This window comes from Natrinema sp. H-ect1 (genome assembly GCF_041821105.1).
Classification (GTDB): Archaea; Halobacteriota; Halobacteria; order Halobacteriales; family Natrialbaceae; genus Natrinema; species Natrinema thermotolerans.
This window is the reverse complement of the sequence record NZ_JBGUBA010000006.1, coordinates 96,214-119,624: the sequence shown is the minus strand read 5'-3', so window position 1 is coordinate 119,624 and position 23,411 is coordinate 96,214. Positions and strand designations below refer to the sequence as shown.

General features: G+C 66.6%; 29 protein-coding genes and 2 tRNA genes. 21 read left to right on the top strand and 10 right to left on the bottom strand.

Annotation, left to right across the window (positions count from 1 at the left end; translation table 11 throughout):
• The first annotated feature begins 49 nt into the window (after positions 1-49).
• Positions 50-298, top strand: coding sequence for a hypothetical protein (locus ACERIM_RS13955; protein WP_006650683.1), 249 nt, complete (start codon positions 50-52; stop codon positions 296-298).
• A complete protein-coding gene (locus ACERIM_RS13950) occupies positions 295-2,559 on the top strand; it encodes a CDC48 family AAA ATPase (protein WP_006182129.1) in 2,265 nt (754 codons plus the stop codon). Before ACERIM_RS13955 ends, ACERIM_RS13950 begins: the two co-directional genes overlap by 4 nt.
• Before the next feature lie 75 nt (positions 2,560-2,634).
• On the opposite strand, the gene ACERIM_RS13945 is transcribed toward ACERIM_RS13950, so the two are convergent.
• The 7 genes from ACERIM_RS13945 to ACERIM_RS13915 form a co-directional block, all read right to left on the bottom strand.
• A complete protein-coding gene (locus ACERIM_RS13945; RefSeq protein WP_373633177.1) occupies positions 2,635-3,906 on the bottom strand; it encodes an MFS transporter in 1,272 nt (423 codons plus the stop codon).
• Positions 3,907-4,011: 105 nt separating this feature from the next.
• The gene (locus ACERIM_RS13940; protein WP_373633176.1) at positions 4,012-4,491 is read right to left on the bottom strand and encodes a peroxiredoxin; all 480 of its coding nucleotides are present in this window, start codon (positions 4,489-4,491) and stop codon (positions 4,012-4,014) included.
• 131 nt (positions 4,492-4,622) lie between these two features.
• A complete protein-coding gene (locus ACERIM_RS13935; protein WP_373633175.1) occupies positions 4,623-5,570 on the bottom strand; it encodes a hypothetical protein in 948 nt (315 codons plus the stop codon).
• Positions 5,567-6,742 carry a DNA primase small subunit PriS gene (priS, locus tag ACERIM_RS13930; RefSeq protein ID WP_049966655.1) on the bottom strand — a complete coding sequence of 392 codons (1,176 nt, stop codon included), beginning with the start codon at positions 6,740-6,742 and terminating at the stop codon, positions 5,567-5,569. Before priS ends, ACERIM_RS13935 begins: the two co-directional genes overlap by 4 nt.
• A 118-nt stretch (positions 6,743-6,860) precedes the next feature.
• On the bottom strand, positions 6,861-7,520 hold the full coding sequence (locus ACERIM_RS13925) for an FmdE family protein (protein ID WP_373633174.1): 660 nt from the start codon (positions 7,518-7,520) through the stop codon (positions 6,861-6,863).
• Positions 7,521-7,550: 30 nt separating this feature from the next.
• The gene (locus tag ACERIM_RS13920; RefSeq protein ID WP_373633173.1) at positions 7,551-9,482 is read right to left on the bottom strand and encodes a heavy metal translocating P-type ATPase; all 1,932 of its coding nucleotides are present in this window, start codon (positions 9,480-9,482) and stop codon (positions 7,551-7,553) included.
• 6 nt (positions 9,483-9,488) lie between these two features.
• A complete protein-coding gene (locus ACERIM_RS13915; protein ID WP_373633172.1) occupies positions 9,489-9,701 on the bottom strand; it encodes a heavy-metal-associated domain-containing protein in 213 nt (70 codons plus the stop codon).
• Between the two features lie 292 nt (positions 9,702-9,993).
• Here ACERIM_RS13915 and ACERIM_RS13910 point away from each other — a divergent pair, with 292 nt between their 5' ends.
• On the top strand, positions 9,994-10,536 hold the full coding sequence (locus ACERIM_RS13910; RefSeq protein ID WP_373633171.1) for an ArsR/SmtB family transcription factor: 543 nt from the start codon (positions 9,994-9,996) through the stop codon (positions 10,534-10,536).
• Positions 10,537-10,563: 27 nt separating this feature from the next.
• On the opposite strand, the gene ACERIM_RS13905 is transcribed toward ACERIM_RS13910, so the two are convergent.
• Complete coding sequence (locus ACERIM_RS13905) at positions 10,564-11,040, bottom strand: N-acetyltransferase (RefSeq protein ID WP_006650692.1); 477 nt, start codon at positions 11,038-11,040, stop codon at positions 10,564-10,566.
• A gap of 159 nt (positions 11,041-11,199) precedes the next feature.
• On the opposite strand from ACERIM_RS13905, the gene ACERIM_RS13900 reads away from it, so the two are divergent.
• The 3 genes from ACERIM_RS13900 to ACERIM_RS13890 all read left to right on the top strand — a co-directional run bounded on the left by ACERIM_RS13900 (position 11,200) and on the right by ACERIM_RS13890 (position 13,627).
• Positions 11,200-11,637, top strand: a complete 438-nt coding sequence (locus ACERIM_RS13900) for an archease (RefSeq protein WP_373633224.1) — start codon at positions 11,200-11,202, stop codon at positions 11,635-11,637.
• 194 nt (positions 11,638-11,831) lie between these two features.
• The gene (locus ACERIM_RS13895) at positions 11,832-13,298 is read left to right on the top strand and encodes an RtcB family protein (protein ID WP_373633170.1); all 1,467 of its coding nucleotides are present in this window, start codon (positions 11,832-11,834) and stop codon (positions 13,296-13,298) included.
• Positions 13,299-13,381: 83 nt separating this feature from the next.
• Positions 13,382-13,627, top strand: coding sequence for an AbrB/MazE/SpoVT family DNA-binding domain-containing protein (locus ACERIM_RS13890; protein ID WP_006650695.1), 246 nt, complete (start codon positions 13,382-13,384; stop codon positions 13,625-13,627).
• 16 nt (positions 13,628-13,643) lie between these two features.
• Here the strand turns inward: ACERIM_RS13890 and ACERIM_RS13885 are convergent, their stop codons facing one another.
• A complete protein-coding gene (locus ACERIM_RS13885; protein WP_373633169.1) occupies positions 13,644-13,853 on the bottom strand; it encodes a hypothetical protein in 210 nt (69 codons plus the stop codon).
• A 151-nt stretch (positions 13,854-14,004) separates the two neighbouring features.
• Here ACERIM_RS13885 and moaA point away from each other — a divergent pair, with 151 nt between their 5' ends.
• From moaA to ACERIM_RS13810, 15 genes are all read left to right on the top strand, one after another.
• Entirely contained in the window at positions 14,005-15,021 is a 1,017-nt protein-coding gene (moaA, locus tag ACERIM_RS13880) for a GTP 3',8-cyclase MoaA (RefSeq protein WP_006650697.1), read from the top strand.
• A gap of 527 nt (positions 15,022-15,548) precedes the next feature.
• A tRNA-Ser gene (locus ACERIM_RS13875) sits at positions 15,549-15,631 on the top strand.
• A gap of 72 nt (positions 15,632-15,703) precedes the next feature.
• Positions 15,704-16,228, top strand: coding sequence for a 30S ribosomal protein S13 (locus tag ACERIM_RS13870; RefSeq protein ID WP_006650698.1), 525 nt, complete (start codon positions 15,704-15,706; stop codon positions 16,226-16,228).
• Positions 16,228-16,749 carry a 30S ribosomal protein S4 gene (locus ACERIM_RS13865; protein ID WP_049966664.1) on the top strand — a complete coding sequence of 174 codons (522 nt, stop codon included), beginning with the start codon at positions 16,228-16,230 and terminating at the stop codon, positions 16,747-16,749. Before ACERIM_RS13870 ends, ACERIM_RS13865 begins: the two co-directional genes overlap by 1 nt.
• Positions 16,750-16,752: 3 nt before the next feature.
• Positions 16,753-17,142, top strand: a complete 390-nt coding sequence (locus ACERIM_RS13860) for a 30S ribosomal protein S11 (protein WP_006182145.1) — start codon at positions 16,753-16,755, stop codon at positions 17,140-17,142.
• Positions 17,143-17,145: 3 nt separating this feature from the next.
• On the top strand, positions 17,146-17,895 hold the full coding sequence (locus ACERIM_RS13855; RefSeq protein ID WP_373633168.1) for a DNA-directed RNA polymerase subunit D: 750 nt from the start codon (positions 17,146-17,148) through the stop codon (positions 17,893-17,895).
• Between the two features lie 129 nt (positions 17,896-18,024).
• A tRNA-Leu gene (locus ACERIM_RS13850) sits at positions 18,025-18,109 on the top strand.
• Between the two features lie 128 nt (positions 18,110-18,237).
• Positions 18,238-18,591, top strand: a complete 354-nt coding sequence (locus tag ACERIM_RS13845; protein WP_006182147.1) for a 50S ribosomal protein L18e — start codon at positions 18,238-18,240, stop codon at positions 18,589-18,591.
• Positions 18,588-19,037: a 50S ribosomal protein L13 gene (locus tag ACERIM_RS13840; protein WP_006650700.1), complete on the top strand. Its 450-nt coding sequence runs from the start codon at positions 18,588-18,590 to the stop codon at positions 19,035-19,037. Before ACERIM_RS13845 ends, ACERIM_RS13840 begins: the two co-directional genes overlap by 4 nt.
• Positions 19,031-19,429, top strand: a complete 399-nt coding sequence (locus ACERIM_RS13835; RefSeq protein ID WP_006650701.1) for a 30S ribosomal protein S9 — start codon at positions 19,031-19,033, stop codon at positions 19,427-19,429. The genes ACERIM_RS13840 and ACERIM_RS13835 overlap by 7 nt, the downstream gene beginning before the upstream one ends.
• A 12-nt stretch (positions 19,430-19,441) precedes the next feature.
• Positions 19,442-19,636, top strand: coding sequence for a DNA-directed RNA polymerase subunit N (locus ACERIM_RS13830; RefSeq protein WP_006182150.1), 195 nt, complete (start codon positions 19,442-19,444; stop codon positions 19,634-19,636).
• A 3-nt stretch (positions 19,637-19,639) separates the two neighbouring features.
• A complete protein-coding gene (locus ACERIM_RS13825; protein WP_006182151.1) occupies positions 19,640-19,822 on the top strand; it encodes a DNA-directed RNA polymerase subunit K in 183 nt (60 codons plus the stop codon).
• Positions 19,819-21,024: a phosphopyruvate hydratase gene (eno, locus tag ACERIM_RS13820; RefSeq protein ID WP_373633167.1), complete on the top strand. Its 1,206-nt coding sequence runs from the start codon at positions 19,819-19,821 to the stop codon at positions 21,022-21,024. The genes ACERIM_RS13825 and eno overlap by 4 nt, the downstream gene beginning before the upstream one ends.
• Positions 21,021-21,833, top strand: coding sequence for a 30S ribosomal protein S2 (rpsB, locus tag ACERIM_RS13815; protein ID WP_373633166.1), 813 nt, complete (start codon positions 21,021-21,023; stop codon positions 21,831-21,833). Before eno ends, rpsB begins: the two co-directional genes overlap by 4 nt.
• Before the next feature lie 156 nt (positions 21,834-21,989).
• Positions 21,990-22,406 carry a hypothetical protein gene (locus ACERIM_RS13810; RefSeq protein ID WP_373633165.1) on the top strand — a complete coding sequence of 139 codons (417 nt, stop codon included), beginning with the start codon at positions 21,990-21,992 and terminating at the stop codon, positions 22,404-22,406.
• On the opposite strand, the gene ACERIM_RS13805 is transcribed toward ACERIM_RS13810, so the two are convergent.
• On the bottom strand, positions 22,403-23,347 hold the full coding sequence (locus ACERIM_RS13805; protein ID WP_373633164.1) for a thiamine-phosphate synthase family protein: 945 nt from the start codon (positions 23,345-23,347) through the stop codon (positions 22,403-22,405). The genes ACERIM_RS13810 and ACERIM_RS13805 overlap by 4 nt on opposite strands.
• Between the last annotated feature and the right edge of the window lie 64 nt (positions 23,348-23,411).

Genomic DNA, 23,411 nt, shown 5'->3' with positions numbered 1-23,411 from the left:
CGGCAAAAGATTTATATACTAGCGACACTTACCTTGGGTTAGTTACAGCATGACTCTCGACCAATTCACCCGCGAAGAGGGGCAGTTAGCCCGTCGGTACGAGTACGACGACGCCACGGTCATGGCCGTCGACTTCGGGACCGACGTCGGGGACGTCTCGGTCGACGTCGTCGACGACACCGCCATCGTCGTCCTTGCGGACGACCAGTACGAGATCGAACTCCCGGCCGCTGCCGGGGACGCGCACACGTTTATGAAAAACGGCGTGCTCACTATCGAGTTAGAGGAGGAACGATGAAGCTTACCGTCAAACCACTGAAACAGAAGGACGCCGGCCGCGGACTCGCCGCGATCGACCGAGTATCGATGAACGAACTCGACCTCGAGAACGGTGACTACATCGTCATCTCGGGCAAGGGCGAGGGACAGGCCGTCGCTCGCGTCTGGCCGGGCTACCCGGAGGACGAGGGCCGGGGCATCGTCCGGATCGACGGCCGCCTGCGTCAGGAGGCCGACGTCGGGATCGACGACACGGTCGACATCGAACCCGCCGACGTCAAACCCGCGAAATCGGTCACGGTCGCGCTCCCGCAAAACCTGCGTATCCGGGGCGACATCGGGCCGCTCGTCCGCGACAAGCTCTCCGGGCAGGCCGTCACCGAGGGCCAGACGGTGCCGTTCTCGCTCTCGTTCGGCCCGATGGCCAGCTCCGGCCAGTCGGTCCCGCTGAAGATCGCCAGCACCTCGCCGTCGGGCACCGTCGTCATCACGGACTCGACCAGCATCGAAATCTCCGAGACGCCGGCCGAACAGGTTCAGTCCGGGGGCGGCGCGTCCGCCGAGGGCGTCCCGAACGTCACCTACGAGGACATCGGCGGCTTGGACGACGAACTCGACCAGGTCCGCGAGATGATCGAGTTGCCGATGCGCCACCCCGAGCTGTTCCAACAGCTCGGCATCGAGCCGCCGAAGGGCGTCCTGCTGCACGGCCCGCCGGGCACCGGGAAGACGCTGATGGCCAAGGCCGTCGCCAACGAGATCGACGCCCACTTCGAGACCATCTCCGGGCCGGAGATCATGTCGAAGTACTACGGCGAGAGCGAGGAGAAGCTCCGCGAGGTCTTCGAGGAAGCCGAGGAGAACGCGCCCGCGATCGTCTTCATCGACGAACTCGACTCGATCGCGGCCAAGCGCGAGGACGCCGGCGGTGACGTCGAACGCCGCGTCGTCGCCCAGCTCCTCTCGCTGATGGACGGCCTCGAGGAACGAGGCCGGGTCACGGTCATCGCCGCGACCAACCGCATCGACGACATCGACCCCGCGCTCCGCCGGGGCGGTCGCTTCGACCGCGAGATCGAGATCGGCGTCCCCGACAAGGACGGCCGCAAGGAGATCCTGCAGGTCCACACCCGCGGGATGCCCCTCCAGGAGGGGATCGACCTCGACCGGTACGCCGAGAACACCCACGGCTTCGTCGGGGCCGACTTAGAGAGCCTGACCCGCGAGGGCGCGATGAACGCTCTCCGTCGCATCCGTCCCGACCTCGACTTAGAGGAGGACGAGATCGACGCCGAGGTGCTGGAGACGCTCGAGGTCACCGAGGGCGACTTCAAGGAGGCGCTCAAGGGCATCCAACCGTCCGCGATGCGGGAGGTCTTCGTCGAGGTACCCGACGTCACGTGGAACGACGTCGGCGGCTTAGAAGACACCAAAGAGCGGCTCCGCGAGAACGTCCAGTGGCCGCTCGACTACCCCGAGGTGTTCGACGAACTGGACATGCAGGCCGCCAAGGGCGTCCTCATGTACGGCCCGCCGGGCACGGGGAAGACCCTGCTCGCCAAGGCCGTCGCCAACGAGGCGCAGTCGAACTTCATCTCGATCAAGGGCCCCGAGCTGCTGAACAAGTACGTCGGCGAGTCCGAGAAGGGCGTCCGCGAGGTCTTCGAGAAGGCGCGGTCGAACGCACCGACCGTGATCTTCTTCGACGAGATCGACTCGATCGCGGGCCAGCGCGGTCGCCAGCAGGGCGACTCCGGCGTGGGCGAACGCGTCGTCAGTCAACTGCTCACTGAGCTCGACGGGCTCGAGGAACTGGAAGACGTCGTCGTGATCGCGACGACCAACCGACCCGACCTGATCGACTCGGCGCTGCTCCGTCCGGGACGGCTGGACCGTCACGTCCACGTGCCCGTCCCCGACGAGGGCGGCCGCCGGAAGATCTTCGAGGTCCACACCCGCGACAAGCCCCTGGCCGACGCGGTCGACCTCGACTGGCTCGCCGCGGAGACGGAGGGCTACGTGGGCGCCGACATCGAAGCGGTCACGCGCGAGGCCTCGATGGCCGCCAGCCGCGAGTTCATCAACTCGGTCGATCCCGAGGAGATGGCCGACACCGTCGGCAACGTCCGCATCAGCAAGGAACACTTCGAACACGCCCTCGAGGAGGTCAACCCGAGCGTGACCCCCGAAACCCGCGAGCAGTACGAGGAGATCGAAGAGCAGTTCGACACCGCCGAACCGGCTCAGGAAGAAGAGCAGCTCGGCCGCACCTTCCAGTAAGCGAACTGGGGTCCGTGGGCCGCCGACCGTTTCAATTTTTCAGGGCGACCCGAACGTCGAGCGACGGCACCGATCTCAGTCGTCGCCCGCGCTCGCGTCCGCCGCGTCGGGCGACCCGCTCGCGACTGGCGTCGGGCTGAACAGCAACCGCGCTGCGATCCCCGAACCGAGCAGCGCGATCGCCGCGAGGGTCACGAACAGCGCCGCCGTCGTCGCGTGATCGAGCAGGTAGCCGCCCAGTGCGATGCTGAGCGAGCCCAGTCCGAACATGCCGAGGTAGGTGTAGCCGTAGGAGAGTCCCCGCGCGTCCGGGGGCGTGTAGACGGCGACGGCCTCCTGGTAGAACGGCTCGATCGCGAACAGCGCGAACCCGAGGACGCCACAGTATAGCAGGATCGGGAGGAGACCCAGCCCCGAGACCGGCACGAACGCGACCGCGAGGACCGCGAGCCCGACGAAGACCACCGCCAGTCCGCGGGCGACGGGCACGCGACTCGTCAGCTTTCCGGCGACGTACTGGCCGGCCATCCCCGCGACCAGCAGGGCGACGTAGAAGTAGTCGCCAAGCGAGAGTTCCTCGAGGGCGGCCGGCGGCTCGATTCCCGCGAGCGCCGGCAGCCCGTTGAGCAGCTCCGGCAGGTAGGTGAGGACGCCCCGGTAGTAGAGACCGACGACGGTGACGACGGCAAAGACCAGCAGGAACGAGCCGGTAAGCAGCGATCGGGAGGTGTCGACGAACTCGCTCGCGGCGAGCGACCCCGATTCCTCGCCGTCGTCCGCGACCGCCGCAGTCGGATCGAACCGGGCCCGCAGCCCGTAGAGGGTCGCGACCGCGCCGGGGATCGACAACACGACGGCGACGAGCCGCCAGTCCAGTACGAGTAACAGCGTCGCGGTCGCGAAGGGACCGAGCGCGATGCCGAGGTTGCCGGCGATGCCGTGCCAGGCGAAGACCGTCCCGCGGTCCTCGACGCCGGTGCTGATGAGCGCCAGCCCCGCGGGGTGGTAGACGCTCGCGGTGACGCCCCAACAGACCAGCGCCGCAGCGATGCCGTAGATAGAGGTCGCGAGCGACAGTCCCACGAAGGAGACGCTCATCCCGACGAGGCAGGCCAGAACGAGCCGTTTCGGCCCGTAGCGATCGGCGAGCAAGCCGGCGGGCAACGCGCCGAGCCCGAACAGCGCGTAGCCGGCCGCGACCGCGATCCCGGCGACCGCGATGGAGATGTCGAACGCCTCGAGCCAGACGACCAGGAAGATCGGGATCGCCAGTTCGAACCAGTGGACGGTCGCGTGGGCGAGCATGGCGAAGGCCGCGATCGAGCGGTCGTTGTCGTTGAGCGTCATATCGTCGAAGGGTTGATACTGGCCGGTTCGCGCCCGGCTACTTCAGAACTTGGAAACGAACGGCGAGCGGTTCGTCGGGTGACGGGACGGCAAGCGCCGGCCCGGCTACGGTGTGGCTTCCGCCGACGTGTCGGCGAGGTCCGCGAGGATCTCTTCGGCGTGGCCCTCGGGGGTCACGTCCTCGTAGACCGCCTCGATGCGGCCGTCGGGGCCGACGACGTACGTGTTGCGGAAGACGCCGTCGAAGGTGTTCCCGAACATCTGTTTCTCGCCGTAGGAGTCGTACAGCGTCGCGACTTCGCCGAACTCGTCCGAGAGGAGGTCGAACCCGAAGTCGTACTCGTCGGCGAACGACTCGAGGTCGTCGACGGGGTCGTCGCTGATACCGACGACGCCGACGTCGCGGTCCTCGAAGCGCGTGAGCGCCTCGTCGAACCCGCGGGCCTCGAGCGTACAGCCCTCGGTGTTGGCGCGGGGATAGAAGTAGACGACGAGCCGCTGGCCGTCGAAATCGGACCGCGAGACGGTCTCGCCGTACTGATTTAGCAATTCGAACTCCGGTGCGTCGTCGCCGACGTCGAGCATGGGTTCGAGTTAGCGGGGGTTACTGTAGGCGTTACGGTTTCACACGGTCAGTGCCGTGCCCGCCGATCGGTCCGTGACGGTCAGCAAGGGATGGAAAGTCGGGCGAGCTGAAAACGGCCGGGTAGGGCCGGTCACTCGAGGCGTTCGGCCGCGCCGCGATCGACGAACGGGGCGGCGTTCTGTTCCGGGAGTTCGACCACGTCGTCGCTGCTCAGCGTGTACTCGCGACCGTCGACGCCGTAGATCGACCCGATGTCGTCGGTGATTCGGACGGTCGTCCGGTCCACGTCGCCGGCCGTCGCGCGCTCGTCGGCCGTGTCAGGATCGGCGGCCGCTCCGTCCGCACCGTCGCTCGAGGGCGACGGGTCGGGTTCGGGAGTGGCTTCCGAACCGGGCTCGCCGGACGGCTCCGGGGGAGTCGTCGTGTCCGGAGAACCGCCCGCGTCAGCAGGGTCGTCGACTGCTGGTCCGTCGCGGCCCATGACGTCCGCGGGGGAGACGCCGCTCGAGTCGCCGTCGTCCGGACCGGACTCGATTCCGGCAGGCGGCTCCTCGGGCGGTGCCGGTGGGGCGTCGTCGTCGGGCTCGGGTGCCGGCTCGCTCGAGGGTGAACCGGGGCGTCCCGGATCTGCGTCGTCCGGGGCAGGTGTGTCGTTCGACGGGACGGCGTCGCCGCCACCGGTCGATTCCTCGACGCCCTCGAGAACGTCGAGGACGCGGCTCTTGTTCGATCCGATGCGGTCGACGAGGTCGTCGAACAGGTCCGCCTCCTCGGCGGTCAGTCCCTCGTCGTCGGCGGCCATGCCGGCCGCCGCGAGGCTGGCTTGCTTGACGAGTTTTCCCATCCGGCGCTCGTAGATCGCCTCGACCACGTCCTTGGCGGTCTCGATCTCGTCGGAGAGCCGACGGACCTCGGGTGAGGAGAAGGGGTCCTCGGACGCCTCGGCGACCCGGTCGCGTTCGGCCTCCAGATCGGCGATGTACTCCCCGACCTCCTGGTAGAACGAGGGGCGCAGGTTCTGGAGGCTGTCCTTCTGGCGCTCCTTGCTCTGGACCGAGCGCAGTTCGTCCAAGTTCATTCTTTCTCCTTCTCGGCGCGGCCGCGTGCCATCAGGAACACGGCGACGTACTCGGGTAGTGACTGGTCACCCTCCGCGACCGTAAAGCTATCTCCTCCGAGTTCGACCTCGCCGCCGTCGGTGACGTCGACGGTGATCTCGTGGCTCTCGAAGGTCTCGGGAACGGCGTCGACGAGGGGATCGAAGTCCGCGATCTCGTCGCGCTCGAGCCGTACCGTCTTCAGGCCACTGCCGCCGTGGAGGCTGCCCGGCAGTCGGATCAGCCGGTTCGTGTCCGTCGTGACGGGTTCGTCGATGGGCGCGTTGTCCCGCTCGACGGCCTCGTTCGCGAACCGCTCGGCCAACTGCGCGATCGCGGTGTGGACGGTCACGTTGCCCGCCTCGAGTCCCTCGCGGTTGTTGCGTGCGGCGTTCAGCGTCGCTTTGGCCTTCCCCTTGCCGATGCCGTCGAACGCCTGTAACCGCTCGAGGGCAGCCTCCTCCTCGAGTTCGAGCAACTCGTCGACGAAGGCCATGAAGTGGGCGTGGATCCGCGCCCCCCAGCCCCCTTCGATCCGGAGGGTTCGGCGTTCGGTCGGGGTCTTCCGTCCCAATCCAGCCACCGTCTCGGTCTCGATCAGCTCGTCGAACTCCAGCCCGATCCCCCGGACGTAGTCGACGATCTCGCGGCGGTGTTCCCGATCGAGGCCCAGGACGTTCTCGTCGCGGACGTGGACGTGATAACCTCGGCCGCCGGAGAAGACGATCTCGAGGTCCTCGAACGCGAAGTCGGTCTCGAGGAAATCGAGCAGCCGAAGCAGGGCGTCCTTGCACTTGGCGAGCATCTCGGCGTAGCTGTCCTCGCCCAGCGTCACGCTGGGCAGGTGGTCGGCGTCGAGGTCGAAGACGAGGTCCGCGGACTGCCAGTCTTTCTCGTGCATCGAACTCGCGCCGGGGTCGCGAAAGCGCCCCGCCGAGAAGTAGACGTGGCGCGGGCGCTTCCGGACCAGAAACTCGGAGAGATCCCCCAACTCGAGCAGCGAACGGTGGCGGACCATCGTCGTGTCGGGGCCCTCCGTCCACGGGATGAAGCCCCACTCGCGTTCGTTGGCCGCGGGCGGCGGCGTGATCTCCGTCCGTCGGTAGTGGTCGCGAAATCGCCCGCGGAGGTAGGCCCTCGTTCGCTCTTCCATACGATTGGCCTACTCGGGGAGGGGCCGGTATAATTGTATTGGACTGTCCGCGCGGCGGGCCGGGACGGGGCGGCTCGCGCGGCCCGCCGACGGCGGCGGTCACGGGCTCGAGCGGCGCTCAGTCGTCGCCGGGCCGAGTCGCGGGGCCGTCGACCGTGACGAAGCCGTCGCCGCGGAGGATCCGTTCGACGCGGCCGTGCCAGTCCTCGGCGAAGGCCGCGCGTTCCTCGGCCGTCGCTTCGCCGTCGATCAGCGACTGGAGGTGGCGCGTGCCCGGCCCTGCCTCCGGAATCGCCGTCGTGTCGTAGGTGACCCGGACGGTCTCGTGGGTGTCGGTGCGAGTGAACTCAAAGGCGACGCCGTCGGTGCCGATCGCCCCGAACCGGAGCAGGTCTTTCCGGCCGCCGTGGCCGCCGGCCAGCCCCGCGAAGCCGTCCTCGCCGGCGGCCCCGGTCACGTACGAGAGCAGCCGCGACGTGACGCCGTAGGCGGGGTCGTTCCGCGGGCCGCCCGCGAGAACTTCGATCTCGCCCCGGACCGGGAGCGAGTCCGGGTACAGCGCCTCGAGGCCGTCCCGTGCCATTCGGTACGCCCCCGCCGCCGTGGGACAGGAGTGGCCCGCCGCCTTCACCACGTCCTCGTAGGTGATGACGATCGGATCGCCCGGCTCGAGGACGGCCAGCGCCTCCGCGGCGGGGTCGCGCAGCCGAATCGGTTCGATATCGTCGTAGTCGACGGCCCAGTTCGTTCGGTCGGTGTCGTTGGTCGTCTCTGTCATTGTGGATTCGAAGGTCGCATCGGTCGGTAGTCAGTACCGCAGCAACCGCATCCCGTTCAGGATCACCAGCAACACGCTGGCGATGTGAAGCAGCATCCCGGCGGCCATGTGGACGGCCCCGGCGACGACGCCGGCCAGTAGCAGACCGACCGTCGCGACGGCGATCGCAACGTTCTCCGAGACGTTCCGGCGGGTCGCCTTGCTGAGCCCAACGGCCTCGGGAACCCGCTCGAGGTCGTCGGCCAGCAGCGCCATGTCGGCCGTCTCGATGGCCGCATCGGTGCCCGCAGCGCCCATCGCGACCCCGACGTCGGCGGCCGCGAGCGAGGGCGCGTCGTTGATGCCGTCGCCGACCATCGCCACGACGTGGCCCTCGGCCCGGAGCGACTCGATGGCGTCTCGTTTTTCCTCGGGCAGCAGTTCGGCCCGGTAGTCCTCGATTCCGACCGCCTCGGCGACCGACCGCGCGGTACGGTCGTTGTCGCCGGTCAGCATTACCGTGCGGACACCGGCAGCTTCCAGGGTCGCCACGGCGTCGCTCGCTGCGGGTCGGAGTTCGTCCCGTATCGAGACGACGCCAACGACCTCGTCCTCGAGCGCGACGTAGACCGCCGTCTCGCCGGCCGCCTCGCGTTCGCGGGCATGAGCCGCGATCTCGGACGGGACCTCGAGGCCGCGGTCGGCGAGGAGCGCGCGGTTGCCGACCGCGATCGTCCGGCCGTCGTACTGGGCGACGACGCCCTTGCCCGCGACGACGTCGACGGCCTCGGGATCGGGGATCGCCGGCTCGTCGGGCTCGGGGCCCGCCGAATCAGCCGAGTGGTCGGTGACGACGCCGCCGTCGGTGGCGGTCTCGCGGGCGCTGGCGTCGCCCGCTCGAGCGGCCGCGAGGATCGCGTCCGCGAGGTGATGTTCGCTCTTCTTCTCGGCGATGGCCGCGGCGCGAAGCACGTCGTCATCGGCGACCCCGAATCCGTCGACGCTCGCGACGGCCGGCTCGCCCTTGGTCAGGGTGCCGGTCTTGTCGAACGCGACGCAGTCGATCTTCCCGGCGGTCTCGAGGTGTTCCCCGCCTTTCAGCAGGACGCCGGCCCGTGCCGCCGAGCCGATGGCGCTGACGATGCTGACCGGCGGCCCGATGACCAAGGCGCCGGGACAGCCGATGACAAGCAGCGTCAGCGACGTGACGGCGTTTCCGGTGATCGCGTACGTTCCGACCGCCAGCACGACGATCGCGGGCGTGTAGTACCTCGCGAAACGCTCGATGATCGTCTCCGTCGGCGCTTGCGCTTCCTGTGCCTCCTCGACCCGGCGGATGATCCGCTCGAGGGTCGTGTCCCGGCCGGTGTCGGTCGCGACGACCTCGAGTGCCCCCGCCTGGTTGATCGTCCCGGCGTAGACTTCGTCGCCCGCGGACTTGCGAACGGGCGCGCTCTCGCCGGTCACGGGCGACTGGTCGATCGCGCTCTCACCGTCGGTGACCTCGCCGTCGACGGGGACTTTCGCGCCGGGTTTGATCACGACGGTCTCGCCCGGTTCGACCTCGCGGGCGGGAACCTCGACAGTCTCGCCGTCGCGGCGGACGATCGCCGTATCGGGGGCCAACTCGAGCAACTCCTCGAGGGCCGACCGGGTCTTGGCCATCGTCCGAGCCTCGAGGTAGTTGCCGAGCGAGAACAGGAAGACGACGGCGGCGGCCTCCCAGTACTCGCCGATGGCGATCGCTCCGACCGCGGCCAGTGTGACGAGGGTGTTGATGCCGACGGTACCGCTTCGAAGGGTGTAGAAGGCCTTCTTCGCGACGTCGTAGCCGCCGACGGCCGCGGCGAGGATCATCAGTCCCGCGCTCAGCAGGGCCACGTCGTGGAGGGTCCCGACGGTCCAGCCGAGCGAAAGCAACAGGCCGCTCGCCGCGACGACGATCGGTTGCCGGTGGGCGCGAACGTATCGCTTGGCGTTCACGTTTCGTCACCGCACCCGGAGGGTGTACCCCTGTTTCGTGATGGTTCGCTCGAGGTCGTCCGTCTCGACGACACCGTCGTCGTACTCGATCTCGACGCGGCCGGTCGTGTAGTGGACTTCGACGCGGTCGACGCCGTCGGTTTTCGACAGCGCCCGCTCGACGTTGCTCGCACAGGTCGGACAGTCGAAGTCGGTCACGCGGTATTCGATCTCGGACATCGTTGCTCGAATGCGTGTCGGAGCCCCGTTCGTAAATACCTCACTCAAATGACTTGTTTGGGCGCACGGACGGGGGATTCCGCCGGTGAAACGACTCGTCTAGACGGCGGGCCGGTCTCGACCGACACACTGTGGGACGTCGCTTCTGCTGTACCGATCGCAGAACACTGTCTCGGTTCGGATCCGTCCGTCGACGAATCAAGAAACTATCAATTTTTGAACATGAGTGCGTTCCCTCGAGGGCGTTCGGCTGAATCACTTTTACCGTTCGACGCCCAACCACGACCACTCAATGGCCGAATTCACGTCGGACGTGACGATCGAGGACATCGCGGTCCGGGACACGAACGTCTCGAGCGCCGTCGACGAACCGCTGCGTGCGATGATCCTCGACATGCTGGCGGAACGGGCACGCTCCGTCGCGGCGATCCACGCGGCGCTGGGCGAGCGGGGATACGACCGGACGCCGAACACGGTACGCCACCACGTCAACGAACTCCGCGACGCCGGCCTCGTCGAGGTCGCCCGCCTCGAGGAACGTGGCGGCGCGACGACGAAGTACTACCGCGCGAATACGATCGTCCTCTCGTACGCGCTGCCCGACGACGCCGACGCGGCGGTCGCGGCGATGGCCGACGAGATCACCCCCGAGGTCGCCGCCCTCGTGGCGGAATTACGCGAGGAGTACGGCGAGGAGATCGATCGAATCGTCGGGGAGATGGCCCCCTGCGAACACTGCCGCACACAGAAGTACGAGACCTACCTGCTGTCGACGGTCCTCCGCCGGGCGTTCGTCGCGGGAACCGTCAGGGACGGGCCGGCGGCTGACGGATAGCGCGTCGACGAGCCGCAGAACCGGTCGTTACCGCCGAATCAGATCCGAGATCTTGTCCGTGATCCCGACGTCCGCACCCAGTTTCAGGTAGTAGGCGTCGCCGCCGTCCTCGTAGTAGTCGTCGATTCGGCGCTTGATCTCGAAGCCCAGATGCTCGTAGAACTGGAGGGCGTTCTCGTTGCTCGTCCGGGCGTGACACGTGATGGTATCGTGATCTTCGGCCACGCGGGCGACGAGTCGCTTCCCGATCCCCTCGCTGCGATAACGGGGTGCGACCGCGAGAAAGAGAATATAGCCGTCGCGTCGCACCGCCGCGAACCCGATCAACTCGTCGTCCCGGACGTAGCAGTGGACCTTCGACCGTCGGTACGCGTCGGTAAAGAAGTCGTAGCGCTGTTTGAGTACGCCCTCCTCGCGACGGATCTCCTCTTTGAGTTCCCAGGCGTCGTCGACGAAATCGTCGCTCCCCGGCGCGACGACGCGACTATCGATGTTGACGCTCACTATCACAGTCTACCAGCCTGTCCACTATAATTCCACCGGCAGTGCGGTCTCGGGAACGTCGGACGACGGGGTGTGGTACCTCCTCGACACGCCGTTGGTGGCGCCGTCCTCGAGGCCGAACCGACGGTCATACCACCCCCGTCCGCGAAGGGCCGCCACATGGGGTTCGAACTGCGCGATCACACGGCCGACGTCGCGGTCGCTGCGACCGGCGACTCCCTCGAGGCGGTCTTCGAAGCGACGGCCGACGGCCTCGCGGCCGCATCCTCCGACGACATCCCGCCCGAGACCGGCGAGCGATTCTCCCTGACCGTGACCGCCGAGCGACGCGAGGCGCTGTTGTTCGACTATCTCGGCGAACTGATCTACCTGCGGGACGTCCGCGCCGAGTTGCCCGTCGATAACCGAGTCGAGAGCATCGAAGCGACCGGGGCCGAGAGCGACACCGACGCAACCGCGTGGTCCCTCGAGGCCAGCGCCCGTGGCGTCCCGCTCGGGGCGGTCGACGCCCGCGAGGTGAAGGCCGTGACCTACTCGGAGATGCGCCTCGAGTCCGTTGCGGACGGCTGGGAGGCCTACGTCGTCTTCGACGTCTGATACGGTTTCCTGTGAGTCATTACCGGCGCAACCGCGACCCGGGCGGCGGTTGCGCCGGGAAACCGTTACAGCAATCCGTCTGACCAGTGGCCGATCGATTCCGTCCGCGAACCGCCGTGATCGGACGGTGAGACGGACTCTCGAGGTCGCTGGCAAGACGAACATCTTTCATCGCCGGGGTCGGATGCTCGGGTATGACTACCTACGACGCCGACGGCATCACGTTAGAGCGGGTCCGCGAGTACGTCTGGGAGATCCCACAGGAGGGGGACATGCGCGTTCCGGCGCGAGTGTTGGCCAGCGAGGCCCTGCTCGAGCAGATCGAGGACGACAAGACCTTAGCGCAGATCAAAAACACGACTCACCTGCCGGGGATCACCGACCACGCGATCTGTATGCCCGACGGACACCAGGGCTATGGCTTCCCCGTCGGTGGGGTGGGTGCGCTCGATGCCGAAAACGGCTGTATTTCGCCGGGAGCGGTCGGCTACGACATCAATTGCGGCGTCCGGATGATGCGGACGAACCTCACCTACGACGAAGTACAGGGCCGCGAGGAGGAACTCGTCGACTCCCTGTTCGCGAACGTCCCGTCGGGCCTGGGCGGCGGCGGCATCGTCGAGGCCGGCGTCGACACCGTCGAGGAGATCCTGGCCCGCGGCGTCGACTGGGCGCTCGAGAACGGCCACGCCGTCGAGGACGACTTACTGCACTGCGAGGACGAAGGCATGCGCGAGGGCGCGGACCCCGACAAGGTGAGCCAGAAGGCCAAAGACCGCGGCAAGAACCAGATCGGTTCGCTGGGCTCGGGCAACCACTTTCTCGAGGTCCAGCGCGTCACGGACGTCTTCGACGGCGAGGTGGGCGAGGCCTACGGCCTCTCCGAGGACCAGATCGTCGTCCTCATCCACTGCGGGTCGCGCGGGTTGGGCCACCAGACCTGTAACGACTACCTGCGGAAGATCGAGCAGCAACACGAGGGGCTGCTGAACCAGCTGCCGGACACGGAGCTGGCGGCCGCCCCAGCCGGCTCACAGCTGGCCGAGGACTACTACGCGGCGATGAACGCCGCGATCAACTTCGCGTGGGTCAACCGCCAGCTGATCATGCACCGCACGCGGCAGGTCTTCGAGCGCGTGTTCGATCGCTCCTGGGAGGAGATGGACATGCATCTGCTGTACGACGTAGCCCACAACATCGCGAAGAAAGAGACCCACACGGTCGGCGAGGACGGCGAGGAACGCGAACTCTACGTCCACCGCAAGGGCGCGACGCGAGCGTTCCCCGCCGGTCACCCCGAGGTGCCGTCGGCCTACCGCGATGTCGGCCAGCCGGTGATCATCCCAGGCAGCATGGGCGCAGGCAGCTACGTCCTCCGGGGCGGCGAGAACTCGATGGACCTGACCTTCGGCTCGACCGCCCACGGCGCGGGTCGGCTGATGAGCCGCACCCAGGCCAAAGACGAGTTCTGGGGCGGCGACGTCCAGCAGGACCTCGAGGAGCAGGATCGGATCTACGTCAAGGCCCAGTCCGGCGCGACCGTCGCGGAGGAGGCCCCGGGCGTCTACAAGGACGTCGACGAGGTCGTCCGGGTCTCGGACGCGCTCGGGATCGGCGACAAAGTCGCGCGGACGTTCCCCGTCTGTAACATCAAGGGCTGATTGGGAACTGTCTGCTGCTTTTATAGACTCGTTCCGTGCTGCCCATCGGAAGAATAATGCGATTTTGCCACGTAAACGCAGGTATGCGGGTCAGTACGGACGACGGCTGTATCCGTCTTCCCGAATCGATCCGGGAAAAATTCGGGGACGAGTTCGAACTGATCGATCGCGGGGATCGACTCGTACTTGTTCCGGTCCCGGACGAGCCGCTCGAGGCCCTTCGCGACGAAGCGCGACGGAGCGAAAAAACGGCCGACGAACTCAAAGAGAGCGCGTTGGACGCGACCCTCGAGGAAGCGGGACGAACCGAACTCGAAGAAACGGACTGACCGTCGCCGCTTGCGTTCACTTCAGTCGGTACGGATTGTCCTCGTCCTCGCCGTCGCCTTCGCTGTCGTATGGCTTTCGCGCGGTGATCGTCACCGTCGCCTCGGGGTCGTCCTCGTCGGCCCACGGGCTGTCGTAGGCCGAGATCTCGAGATCGGTCACGTCCCAGCCTTCGTCCTCGATGAGTTCGACCAGCCGTCGCTGGTCCTTGAGCATGTCGTCGTCCATGGCCGGCGGTTCGAGCGCGAGCGGCGTAGACCTTCCGCCGGTCGGCGTCGCCGATCCTCGTAGTGGTCTGACAGGGTTTGCGAACCGAAACCGGTTACGTCGGGTCGAAATTCCCGGCGCGTTTAAGCGGATCCGGCTGCAACTCGTTGGCATGCTCACCGACGAGTTCGGGCGGGAGGTAACCGGGGTACGCGTCTCCCTCACCGACCGGTGTAATTTCGACTGTGTCTACTGTCACAACGAAGGGCTGGGGGACACTCGCGGGCCGATGGACCCACAGGACGACGAGATGTCGACCGACGACGTCGTCCGCTTTCTCGAGGTCGCCGCCGAGTTCGACGTCGATGCGGTCAAATTCACCGGGGGAGAACCGATGTTGCGGCAGGACTTGGAGGAGATCATCGAACGCACGCCCGAGGGCATGGAGGTCTCGCTGACGACGAACGGCACCTTCCTTCCGGGGCGAGCCGAGGACCTCGTCGACGCCGGGTTAGAGCGGGTCAACGTCTCGCAGGACGCGCTCGATCCCGAGGACTTCGCCGCCGTGACGAAAAGCGGGGCGTACGAGAAGGTCCTCGAGGGGGTCGAGGCCGCGCTCGAGGCGGGGCTGGATCCGGTCAAACTCAACATGGTCGTCTTCGAACACACCGCGGGCTACGTCCCGGAAATGGTCGACCACGTCGCGGAAAACGACGGCCTCCAACTCCAGTTGATCGAGTACATGCCGGAGCTGACTGGCAAGCCCGAGTGGAACATCGACATCGAGCGGGTCCACGACTGGCTGGCCGAGCAGGCCGACGAGATCGAACACCGGGAGATGCACGACCGCAGGCGCTACTGGGTCAGCGACGGCTCGAGCGATGCGAACGATAGCAGGTCGAACGCCGAAGGTCGAGGGATGATCGAGATCGTCGACCCCGTCGAGAACCCCACCTTCTGTGCGAACTGCCACCGCGTTCGGGTGACCCACGAGGGCTACCTGAAAGGGTGTCTCAACCGCAACGACGACCTCAAGACGATGGGCGAGATGACCAAACCCGAAATCCGGGACGCCTTCCGCGAGGTCGTCGCCAACCGGGTCCCCTACTACGGGGAGTACATGGTGCAAAACGACGACGGGGAGTGGGAGATCAACGAGAAGTACATCGAGGAGTACGCCGGCGCATAAACGGGTTTCGAGGCGGAAGACGGGACTCGCGGACACCACTGCTCGGTACGCGGTTTTGTGGCTGCTCGGTACGCGGTTTGGTGGCTGCTCGGTACGCGGTTTGACGGAGTACTCGAGGAGGTGTTCTGCTATCGTGGCAACAGGGAGTAGCCACGCCCTCCCCAGCCGATTCGTTCGTTCCCGTTGGTCACTCACTCATCCCTCGCGCAGTATCGACGGTCGCCCTCGCTAGCGCTCGGTCGACCATCAGCGCGCGCCACCGCGTAGCGGGTGATTAGTCCAGTCGACGGACCGAAGGACATGTGTCGCCCCCTCCCGATAGTCCGGGAAACAGAGCGCCGTATTTACGACGACTGGTCCTACTGTGGTCGGTTCTCCATCCGCTGCTCGGTCGATTCCGTGCGAGCGCATCGCATACGAACCGGCCGCCTTTCGTTGCCCTTAAGTAGCAGACAGGGGTAGGTCCGGGTGCGATACGTGTAGGGGAGCGATCCCCGAGTCCGAGAGGGCGACGATAGACCGACGGTGTTGTGGTAGCCAAGCGGCCCAAGGCGCATGGTTGCTAACCATGTGGCGTCAAGCCTCCGGGGTTCGAATCCCCGCCACAACGTCGGAACTCAGCTGGCGTTTTCCCGCCAGTCGATTTGCAACGCACGCAGACTAGACACACATACACGACAACATGAGCGCGGAAGAACCTCAAGAGCAAGAAGACGACGAAGATCTCCGCTACTTCGTCCGCATCGGGCAAACCGACCTCGATGGGACGAAGTCCGTCGAGCGCTCGCTCACGGAGATGAACGGGATCGGTCACCGGACCGCCCGGCTCATCGCCGAGGAAGCGGGCGTCGACCGAACGGACACGTTCGGTCGACTCGACGAAGACGTGATCGACGAGGTCGTCGAACTCGTAGAGAACTACGCCGAGGAAGTCCCCGACTGGCTCAACAACCGTCAGGACGACTTCTACTCCGGCGAGACGACCCACGAGATCGGCAACGACCTCCAGCTGACGCGTCAGCACGACATCAACCGGATGAAGATGATCGACTCCTACAAGGGCACGCGCCACAAGCGCGGCCAGAAGGTCCGCGGTCAGCGGACCAAGTCCACCGGCCGAACGGAGGGCACCATCGGAGTCAACGTCGAGGAGATCCGCGAGGAACAGGCCGAAGAGGCTGCCGAAGAAGAGGATGAGGGCGAATAATGCCACTCGGCACTGACACCAAACAATACGAGACGCCGAACCACCCCTACCAGGGTGAACGCATCGCCAGCGAACACTCGCTGCTCGACCGCTACGGCCTCAAGAACAAGGAAGAACTCTGGCGCGCCCAATCCGAGCTTCGCTCCTACCGGCGCGAGGCCCGGGAACTGCTCGGCCAGGCCCAGGGCGACGAGGTCGTCCAACGGCGCTCCGAGGAGTTCCTCGGTCGGCTCAAACGCGTCGGCATCCTCGACGAGGCCGACGAACTCGGCGACATCCTGTCGCTCGAGATCGAGGACATCCTCGAGCGCCGTCTCCAGACGGTCGTCTACCGCAAGGGGCTGGCGAACACGACCCAGCAGGCACGCCAGTACATCACCCACGGCCACATCGTGGTCGACGGGCAGCGTCACCGCGTCCCCTCCTACGTCGTCGACGTCGACGAGGAGGAGCTGGTGGCCTTCGAGGAGAACAGCCCGCTCGCGGACGAACTCCACCCCGAACGCGCGGAGGGCCAGTAAACCATGAGTCAGGACGACGAAAAGTGGGGTATCGCCCACGTGCATGCATCGTTCAACAACACCGTCATGACCGTGACCGACCTCACGGGCGCGGAGACGATCGCTAAGTCCTCCGGTGGGACGGCGGTCAAGCAGAACCGCGACGAGGCGTCGCCGTACGCGGCCATGCAGATGGCCGAGTCCGTCGCCGAGGAGGTCAAGGCCGCGGGCATCACCGGACTCCACGTGCGAGTCCGTGGCCCCGGTGGCAACCTCCAGAAGTCCCCCGGTCCCGGCGCGCAGGCGACGATCCGCGCGCTGGCCCGCTCGGGCATCGAGATCGGGCGCATCGAGGACGTCACGCCGATCCCACACGACGGATCGCGCGCTCCGAAAGGCAAGGGCGGCTACTAGATCATGACTGCTGAGTACGACGTCGAGTTCGTCGAACGCGAGGATCGTGAAGCGCGATTCCTCGTTCGCGGCGTGACACCCGGGTTCGCAAACGGCATCCGCCGAGCGATGATCGCCGACGTGCCGACGATGGCGATCGATACCGTCCGGTTCGTCGAGAACTCGTCGGTCATGTTCGACGAGCAACTCGCCCTGCGAATGGGGCTCGTCCCGCTGACGACGCCGCCGGTCGGCGAGTTCGCCGAGGACGACACCGTCACGCTCTCGATCGACGTCGAAGGGCCGGACACCGCCTACTCCGGCGACCTCGTCTCTGAGGACGACCTCGTCCAACCCGCCGACGAGAACGTCCCGATCATCGATCTCAAGGACGGCCAGCGCCTCGAGGCCGAGGCCGACGCCGTCATCGACCGCGGGAAAGACCACGCCAAACACCAGGGCGGGGTCGCGGTCGGCTACCGACACCTCCAGCGCGTGGAGGTCGAGGGTGACCTACCGGAGTTCGAGGACGAAGAGCGCCGGATCATTCGCGGCGTCATCGAGGACGACGGCGAACTCGTGCCGACAAACGAGTTCGATCACGATCTCTCGAACCGATACCCGGGCAAGGAAGTCCGCGTCGAGGACGTGCCCGAAGCGTTCGTCTTCCACGTGGAGACGGACGGCTCCTTCAGCATCGAAGAGCTCGTGACTCGAGCAGCGGACACGCTCGAGGCACGCGCGACCGAACTCGAAGACGCAGTACAGCTATAGATATGAACCGACGCCCCCGACCCGAACTGGTCGAGCCGCTCGCCGGTGCCGTCAGCCACGAGGCCGGCGATCGCTCGCCTACTGGAATCGAAAGGGGTTTGAAGGGGCGGCGGATACACGGAAGTGCGAGCAGGGATAGCCAAGTCAGGCCAACGGCGCAGCGTTCAGGGCGCTGTCTCGTAGGAGTCCGCAGGTTCAAATCCTGCTCCCTGCATCCACTTCTTCACCGCCGACCGACACCGATCAGCGGCGATCGGCGCGTTGTCGGCCGGCAGCGAACCGATTCCACCATCGGCGAGACGCTTCCTCGCCTCGCCGAGACGACCGTATTTGGAGGATACAATGAGTAGCAAAACCAATCCGAGGCTCAACGATCTCATCGCCGAGCTGAAGTCGACGTCCCGAGAGCGGGACGCCGACGTCTGGCGAGACGTCGCGGATCGACTCGAAAAGCCCCGGCGCACCCACGCTGAGGTAAACCTGGGCCGCATCGAGCGATACGCACGCGAAGAAGAGACTGTCGTCGTTCCCGGCAAGGTGCTGGGATCGGGCGCACTACAAAAGAACGTCACCGTCGCTGCAGTCGATTTCTCCTCGTCCGCCGAGACGAAGATCGACCAGGTCGGTGAATCCGTACCGCTCGAGCAAGCGCTCGAAGCAAACCCCGAAGGCTCCGACGTCCGGGTGATTCGATGAGTCTCGCAGAGTTCGACGCCGATACCGTCGTCGATGCCCGTGACTGCATCCTCGGTCGCGTCGCCAGCGAGGTCGCCCAGCGCGCGCTGGACGGCGAGAGCGTCGCGATCATCAACGCCGAGGACGCCGTCATCACCGGCGACAAGGAAGACATCTTCGAGACGTACCGTACGCGACTCCAGATGGGCTCGGACAGCGGGCCCTACTACCCCCGCCGGCCGGACACGATCTTCAAGCGGTCCGTTCGCGGGATGTTGCCGTACAAGAAGCCCCGTGGTCGCGAAGCACTCGACAGCGTCCGTGTCTACGTCGGCAACCCCTACGAACACGACGACGACCACGAGTCGACGGTTCTCGAGGGTACGTCGCTGGACCGTCTGTCGAACATCCGCTTCGTCCACCTGCACGAAGTGTCCGAACAGTTAGGTGCTAACGTCACATGGTAACCAACACGAGTGGCAAGAAAAAGACGGCCGTCGCCCGCGCCACGGTGCGCGAAGGCGAGGGTCGCGTTCGAATCAATTCCCAGCCGGTCGAGCTGGTCGAACCGGAGACGTCCCGGCTCAAGATGCTCGAACCGTTCCGCATCGTCGGCGAGGACCTCCGCGGCGAGATGGACATCGACGTCGACGTCGAGGGCGGCGGCATCAGCGGACAGGCAGACGCCGTCCGCACCGCCATCGCACGCGGGATCGTCCAGCACACCAACGACGCCGAACTCCGCGACGCGTTCATGGAGTTCGACCGCTCGCTGCTGGTCAACGACGTTCGCCAGTCCGAACCGAAAAAGTGGGGCGGCCCGGGCGCTCGGGCGCGCTACCAGAAGTCCTACCGCTGAGGTGATCCAATCATGATGGTACCGGTCCGGTGTTTCACCTGTGGTAACGTCGTCGGCGAACACTGGGAGGAGTTCGACGAGCGGGCCAACGAGGGCGACGAGGACCCCGAAAAGGTCCTCGACGAACTCGGTGTCGACCGCTACTGCTGTCGGCGCATGCTCGTCAGTCACGAGGATCTCGTCGACGTCGTCTCCCCGTACCAGTAACCCATGCAACAACAACACAACCGCTACGAGAAGGCACGCATCCTCGGCGCGCGAGCGCTGCAGGTCTCCTACGGCGCGCCGGTGTTGATCGAGACGGAGCAGACCCAACCGATCCTCATCGCCGCCGAGGAGTACGACGCCGGCGTGTTGCCCTTTACCGTCAAGCGGGGGTACGACCGGAAATGACGCTGATCACCGACGTTCGGCTGCGTCGCATCCTCGACTCGCGGGGCAACCCGACGGTCGAGGCCGACGTTCTGACCGAAAGCGGCGGCTTCGGCCGCGCCGCGGCACCCAGCGGTGCCAGTACCGGCGAGTACGAGGCCGTCGAACGGCCGCCCGGCGAAGCGATCGCCGCGGCACGGGAACACGCCGTTCCCCGACTGGTCGGCGAGGTCTACGCGGGCAACCAGCGCGACGTTGACGCCGCGCTCCATGCCGCCGACGGGACCGACGACTTCTCGGAGATCGGTGCCAACAGCGCGGTCGCGATCTCGATGGCCGCAGCCAAGGCCGGTGCCGACGTCCTCGGTGCCCCGCTGTTCCAACATCTGGGTGGGACGTTCCGCGGTGACAACTTCCCGATCCCGCTCGGGAACGTCGTCGGCGGCGGCGAACACGCTGCCGACGCGACAGACATCCAGGAGTTCCTCGCCGCGCCCGTCGGCGCGCCGAGCGTCGCCGACGCCGTCTTCGCCAACGCGGCCGTTCACGGGACCGTCGCCGACCTGCTCGAGGAGCGTGACATCGCCTGTGGCAAAGGCGACGAGGGCGCGTGGGCACCGTCGATCGACGACGGCGAGGCGTTCGAGATCGTCGCCGAGGCGGTCTCCCGTGTCCAGGACGAGGTCGGCTTCAACGTCGGCTTCGGCCTCGACGTCGCCGGCGCGGAGCTGTACGATGCCGATTCCGGCACCTACGAGTACAGCGACCGGAGCCGCGACACCGAGGAACAGATCGCCTACATCGCCGATCTGGTCGAGGAGTACGACCTCGTCTACGTCGAGGACCCGCTCGACGAGGACGACTACGACGCCTTCGCCGACCTCACCGACGAGGTCGGTGACCAGACGCTGATCTGTGGCGACGACCTGTTCGTCACCAACACCGATCGGCTCGTCGAGGGCATCGATCGCGGCGCGGCAAACAGCATCCTGATCAAGCCGAACCAGATCGGGACGCTGTCCGACGCCGTCGACGCGATCGAACTCGCGAGACGGAACGGCTACGATTCGGTCGTCTCCCACCGATCGGGCGAGACCGAAGACGCGACGATCGCACACCTCGCCGTCGCGACCGACGCTCCCTACATCAAGACGGGCGCGGTCGGCGGCGAGCGAACTGCCAAGCTCAACGAGCTCATTCGAATCGCAGACGACGCGACATGACAGAAAACGACGCAACCCAAGAAGGGCTCGACGCCGCCGAGGAGGACATCGACGAGGAGCCAGCCGAAGGGGCTGGCCCCGCCGCCGAGGAGGACGTCGAGCCAGTAGACGAACAGCCCGCCGACGCCGAGGGAACGCCCGCGGCCGACGCCGACAACGCCGACAACGCCGACGACGCCGAGGAAGACGCCGGACCGACCCTCGACGACGACGTCATGTCCGACGAGGAGGCGGACCTGCTGATCCCCGTCGAGGACTACCTCGGCGCGGGGGTCCACATCGGGACCCAGCAAAAGACCGAGGACATGGACCGGTTCATCCACCGCGTCCGGACCGACGGTCTCTACGTGCTGGACGTCTCGAAGACCGACGGCCGCATCCGTACGGCCGCGGACTTCCTCGCGAACTACGACCCCGAACAGATCCTGGTCACCTCGAGTCGCCAGTACGGTCGCTTCCCGGCGGAGAAGTTCGCCGAGGCCGTCGGCGCTCGCGCCCGTACCGGCCGCTTCATCCCGGGCACACTGACCAACCCCAAGTACGACGGCTACATCGAGCCGGACGTGCTGGTCGTCACCGACCCGATCGGCGACGCCCAGGCCGTCAAGGAGGCCATCACGGTCGGCATCCCGGTCATCGCGATGTGTGACTCGAACAACCAGGTCAGCAACGTCGACCTGGTCGTCCCGACGAACAACAAGGGTCGCAAGGCCCTCTCGGTCGTCTACTGGCTGCTCGCCAACGAGGTTCTCGATCGACGCGGTGCCGAGCCGTCCTACTCGCTCGAGGACTTCGAAAGCGGCGTCTGATTCGGTCGATTTCGATACTGTTCGTTTTCCCACCGTTCGCCTCGATCAGCGGTCGCACTGGAGCGTTCGGGGTCGGCGACCGCGGCGACCGATGCCTAAATACTGGCGTGGAAACTCGCCACAAGGTTTAGTGGGCACGTCGCCGTGTCCGCGACCATGTCCGAGCCAGTGTCCGGCGAGGCGGCCGCCGCCGTCGACCGATGGGATCGCATCTTCGAGATACTCGCCGCGGAGCCGCGCCGGCAGATCATCGACGCGCTATTGGACGTCCCGGCCGGCGAGTCGGTTCCATTACCGGAAGTCGCGACGAACCCGAACATCGACACGGATCTCGAGCGGGTACGGCTTCGGTTGCGACACCATCACCTCCCGCTGCTGGAGCGGGAACGGATCGTCGAATGGGAACAGGAGCCGTTGCGTGCCTACCGCGGCTGTAATTTCGAGGACGCCGGACTCGTCCTACAGAGCCTGTACGCGAACGCGGGGGCGTTACCGAATCGGTTGGCCCTGGGCTGTCGAACGCTCGAACGCGAACGGCGGGGCGGAGATCGGGGGAGCGAACTCAGCGGCTAGGCGGAACCGTCGGCCGCCGACGTGGACCGGGCCGCGAGTAACTCCCCGACCAGTTCGGCAGCCTCGACGGCCGTTGCCCCGAAGACGTAGGTCACCGGTTCGATTCCGAACGCGCCCCGGTGGTAGGCGACGGCGGGGACGGCACCGCGGTCCGCGAACCGGTCGCCGAGATGCTCGCCGCGGTCCTCGTAGTCGGCATCGAACTCGAGGGGATCGATCCCCCGCGATCGGGCCGCAGCGAGCAGGCCGTCGTGGGTAGCGACGTTGATCGCCGCCCGGATATCGGGGTCGGTGTCGTTGGCGGCGAGGACGGCCGTTGCAACGTGTTTCGACGCGCCGAACTCGGGGTTCGCGGGGATCTCTATCCGGCCGCCCATGGCGTAGATCCGGCCGGGGATGGCGGCGACGTCGGTCTCGTCGGTCGGGCCGGGAAGCGACATCCCGACGTTGGTCCCGACGTTCGGGACGGCATCAACCATCCCGGGGACCGAAGCGAGTGTCCGTGCCGCCGTCCGGACGTTCGCGAGGACGTCCCGCTCGGCGCGGACATCGGGATCGAGGCCCCGGACACAGAGGTCACAGCCCAGTCCCCGTAACGCGGGCATCTCCTCCTCGTGGAGTTCACAGATCGGCCCGCGGTCCTCGAGGCTGCGGACGAGCGAGAGCAGTTCGGACAGGGCGTCGTAGCCGTCCATCTCACCGTCGGCGAGGCCGTCCGCGATCCGGTCGACGGTCGCAACCGTCTCGGGATCGTCGCGAAAGCGGCCGTCGCCGCCGCCCTCGCCGGCGACGTACGTGCTGACTGCGGCCTGCGTGACGCCGAGTTCGGCGGCGATCTCCCGCTGAGTCAGCCCGCGGTCCGCGAGTCGGGCGGCCAGCATCGCCCGAACCGTCGGCAGGAACCGGTCGACGACGAGTTCGCTCGGCAAGACCAGCGACATACGGGCGACCAGCGGACGCACCGACATAAGTCCGACTACAGCGCGGCGACAGCGACACAGACAG

Coding starts and splice junctions, on each gene's coding strand:
- ACERIM_RS13955 (WP_006650683.1), top strand. CDS start 50: ATGACTCTCGACCAATTCACCCGCGAAGAGGGGCAGTTAGCCCGTCGG.
- ACERIM_RS13950 (WP_006182129.1), top strand. CDS start 295: ATGAAGCTTACCGTCAAACCACTGAAACAGAAGGACGCCGGCCGCGGA.
- ACERIM_RS13945 (WP_373633177.1), bottom strand. CDS start 3,906: ATGACGCTCAACGACAACGACCGCTCGATCGCGGCCTTCGCCATGCTC.
- ACERIM_RS13940 (WP_373633176.1), bottom strand. CDS start 4,491: ATGCTCGACGTCGGCGACGACGCACCGGAGTTCGAATTGCTAAATCAG.
- ACERIM_RS13935 (WP_373633175.1), bottom strand. CDS start 5,570: ATGAACTTGGACGAACTGCGCTCGGTCCAGAGCAAGGAGCGCCAGAAG.
- priS (WP_049966655.1), bottom strand. CDS start 6,742: ATGGAAGAGCGAACGAGGGCCTACCTCCGCGGGCGATTTCGCGACCAC.
- ACERIM_RS13925 (WP_373633174.1), bottom strand. CDS start 7,520: ATGACAGAGACGACCAACGACACCGACCGAACGAACTGGGCCGTCGAC.
- ACERIM_RS13915 (WP_373633172.1), bottom strand. CDS start 9,701: ATGTCCGAGATCGAATACCGCGTGACCGACTTCGACTGTCCGACCTGT.
- ACERIM_RS13910 (WP_373633171.1), top strand. CDS start 9,994: ATGGCCGAATTCACGTCGGACGTGACGATCGAGGACATCGCGGTCCGG.
- ACERIM_RS13900 (WP_373633224.1), top strand. CDS start 11,200: ATGGGGTTCGAACTGCGCGATCACACGGCCGACGTCGCGGTCGCTGCG.
- ACERIM_RS13895 (WP_373633170.1), top strand. CDS start 11,832: ATGACTACCTACGACGCCGACGGCATCACGTTAGAGCGGGTCCGCGAG.
- ACERIM_RS13890 (WP_006650695.1), top strand. CDS start 13,382: ATGCGGGTCAGTACGGACGACGGCTGTATCCGTCTTCCCGAATCGATC.
- ACERIM_RS13885 (WP_373633169.1), bottom strand. CDS start 13,853: ATGGACGACGACATGCTCAAGGACCAGCGACGGCTGGTCGAACTCATC.
- moaA (WP_006650697.1), top strand. CDS start 14,005: ATGCTCACCGACGAGTTCGGGCGGGAGGTAACCGGGGTACGCGTCTCC.
- ACERIM_RS13870 (WP_006650698.1), top strand. CDS start 15,704: ATGAGCGCGGAAGAACCTCAAGAGCAAGAAGACGACGAAGATCTCCGC.
- ACERIM_RS13865 (WP_049966664.1), top strand. CDS start 16,228: ATGCCACTCGGCACTGACACCAAACAATACGAGACGCCGAACCACCCC.
- ACERIM_RS13860 (WP_006182145.1), top strand. CDS start 16,753: ATGAGTCAGGACGACGAAAAGTGGGGTATCGCCCACGTGCATGCATCG.
- ACERIM_RS13855 (WP_373633168.1), top strand. CDS start 17,146: ATGACTGCTGAGTACGACGTCGAGTTCGTCGAACGCGAGGATCGTGAA.
- ACERIM_RS13845 (WP_006182147.1), top strand. CDS start 18,238: ATGAGTAGCAAAACCAATCCGAGGCTCAACGATCTCATCGCCGAGCTG.
- ACERIM_RS13840 (WP_006650700.1), top strand. CDS start 18,588: ATGAGTCTCGCAGAGTTCGACGCCGATACCGTCGTCGATGCCCGTGAC.
- ACERIM_RS13835 (WP_006650701.1), top strand. CDS start 19,031: ATGGTAACCAACACGAGTGGCAAGAAAAAGACGGCCGTCGCCCGCGCC.
- ACERIM_RS13830 (WP_006182150.1), top strand. CDS start 19,442: ATGATGGTACCGGTCCGGTGTTTCACCTGTGGTAACGTCGTCGGCGAA.
- ACERIM_RS13825 (WP_006182151.1), top strand. CDS start 19,640: ATGCAACAACAACACAACCGCTACGAGAAGGCACGCATCCTCGGCGCG.
- eno (WP_373633167.1), top strand. CDS start 19,819: ATGACGCTGATCACCGACGTTCGGCTGCGTCGCATCCTCGACTCGCGG.
- rpsB (WP_373633166.1), top strand. CDS start 21,021: ATGACAGAAAACGACGCAACCCAAGAAGGGCTCGACGCCGCCGAGGAG.
- ACERIM_RS13810 (WP_373633165.1), top strand. CDS start 21,990: ATGTCCGAGCCAGTGTCCGGCGAGGCGGCCGCCGCCGTCGACCGATGG.
- ACERIM_RS13805 (WP_373633164.1), bottom strand. CDS start 23,347: ATGTCGCTGGTCTTGCCGAGCGAACTCGTCGTCGACCGGTTCCTGCCG.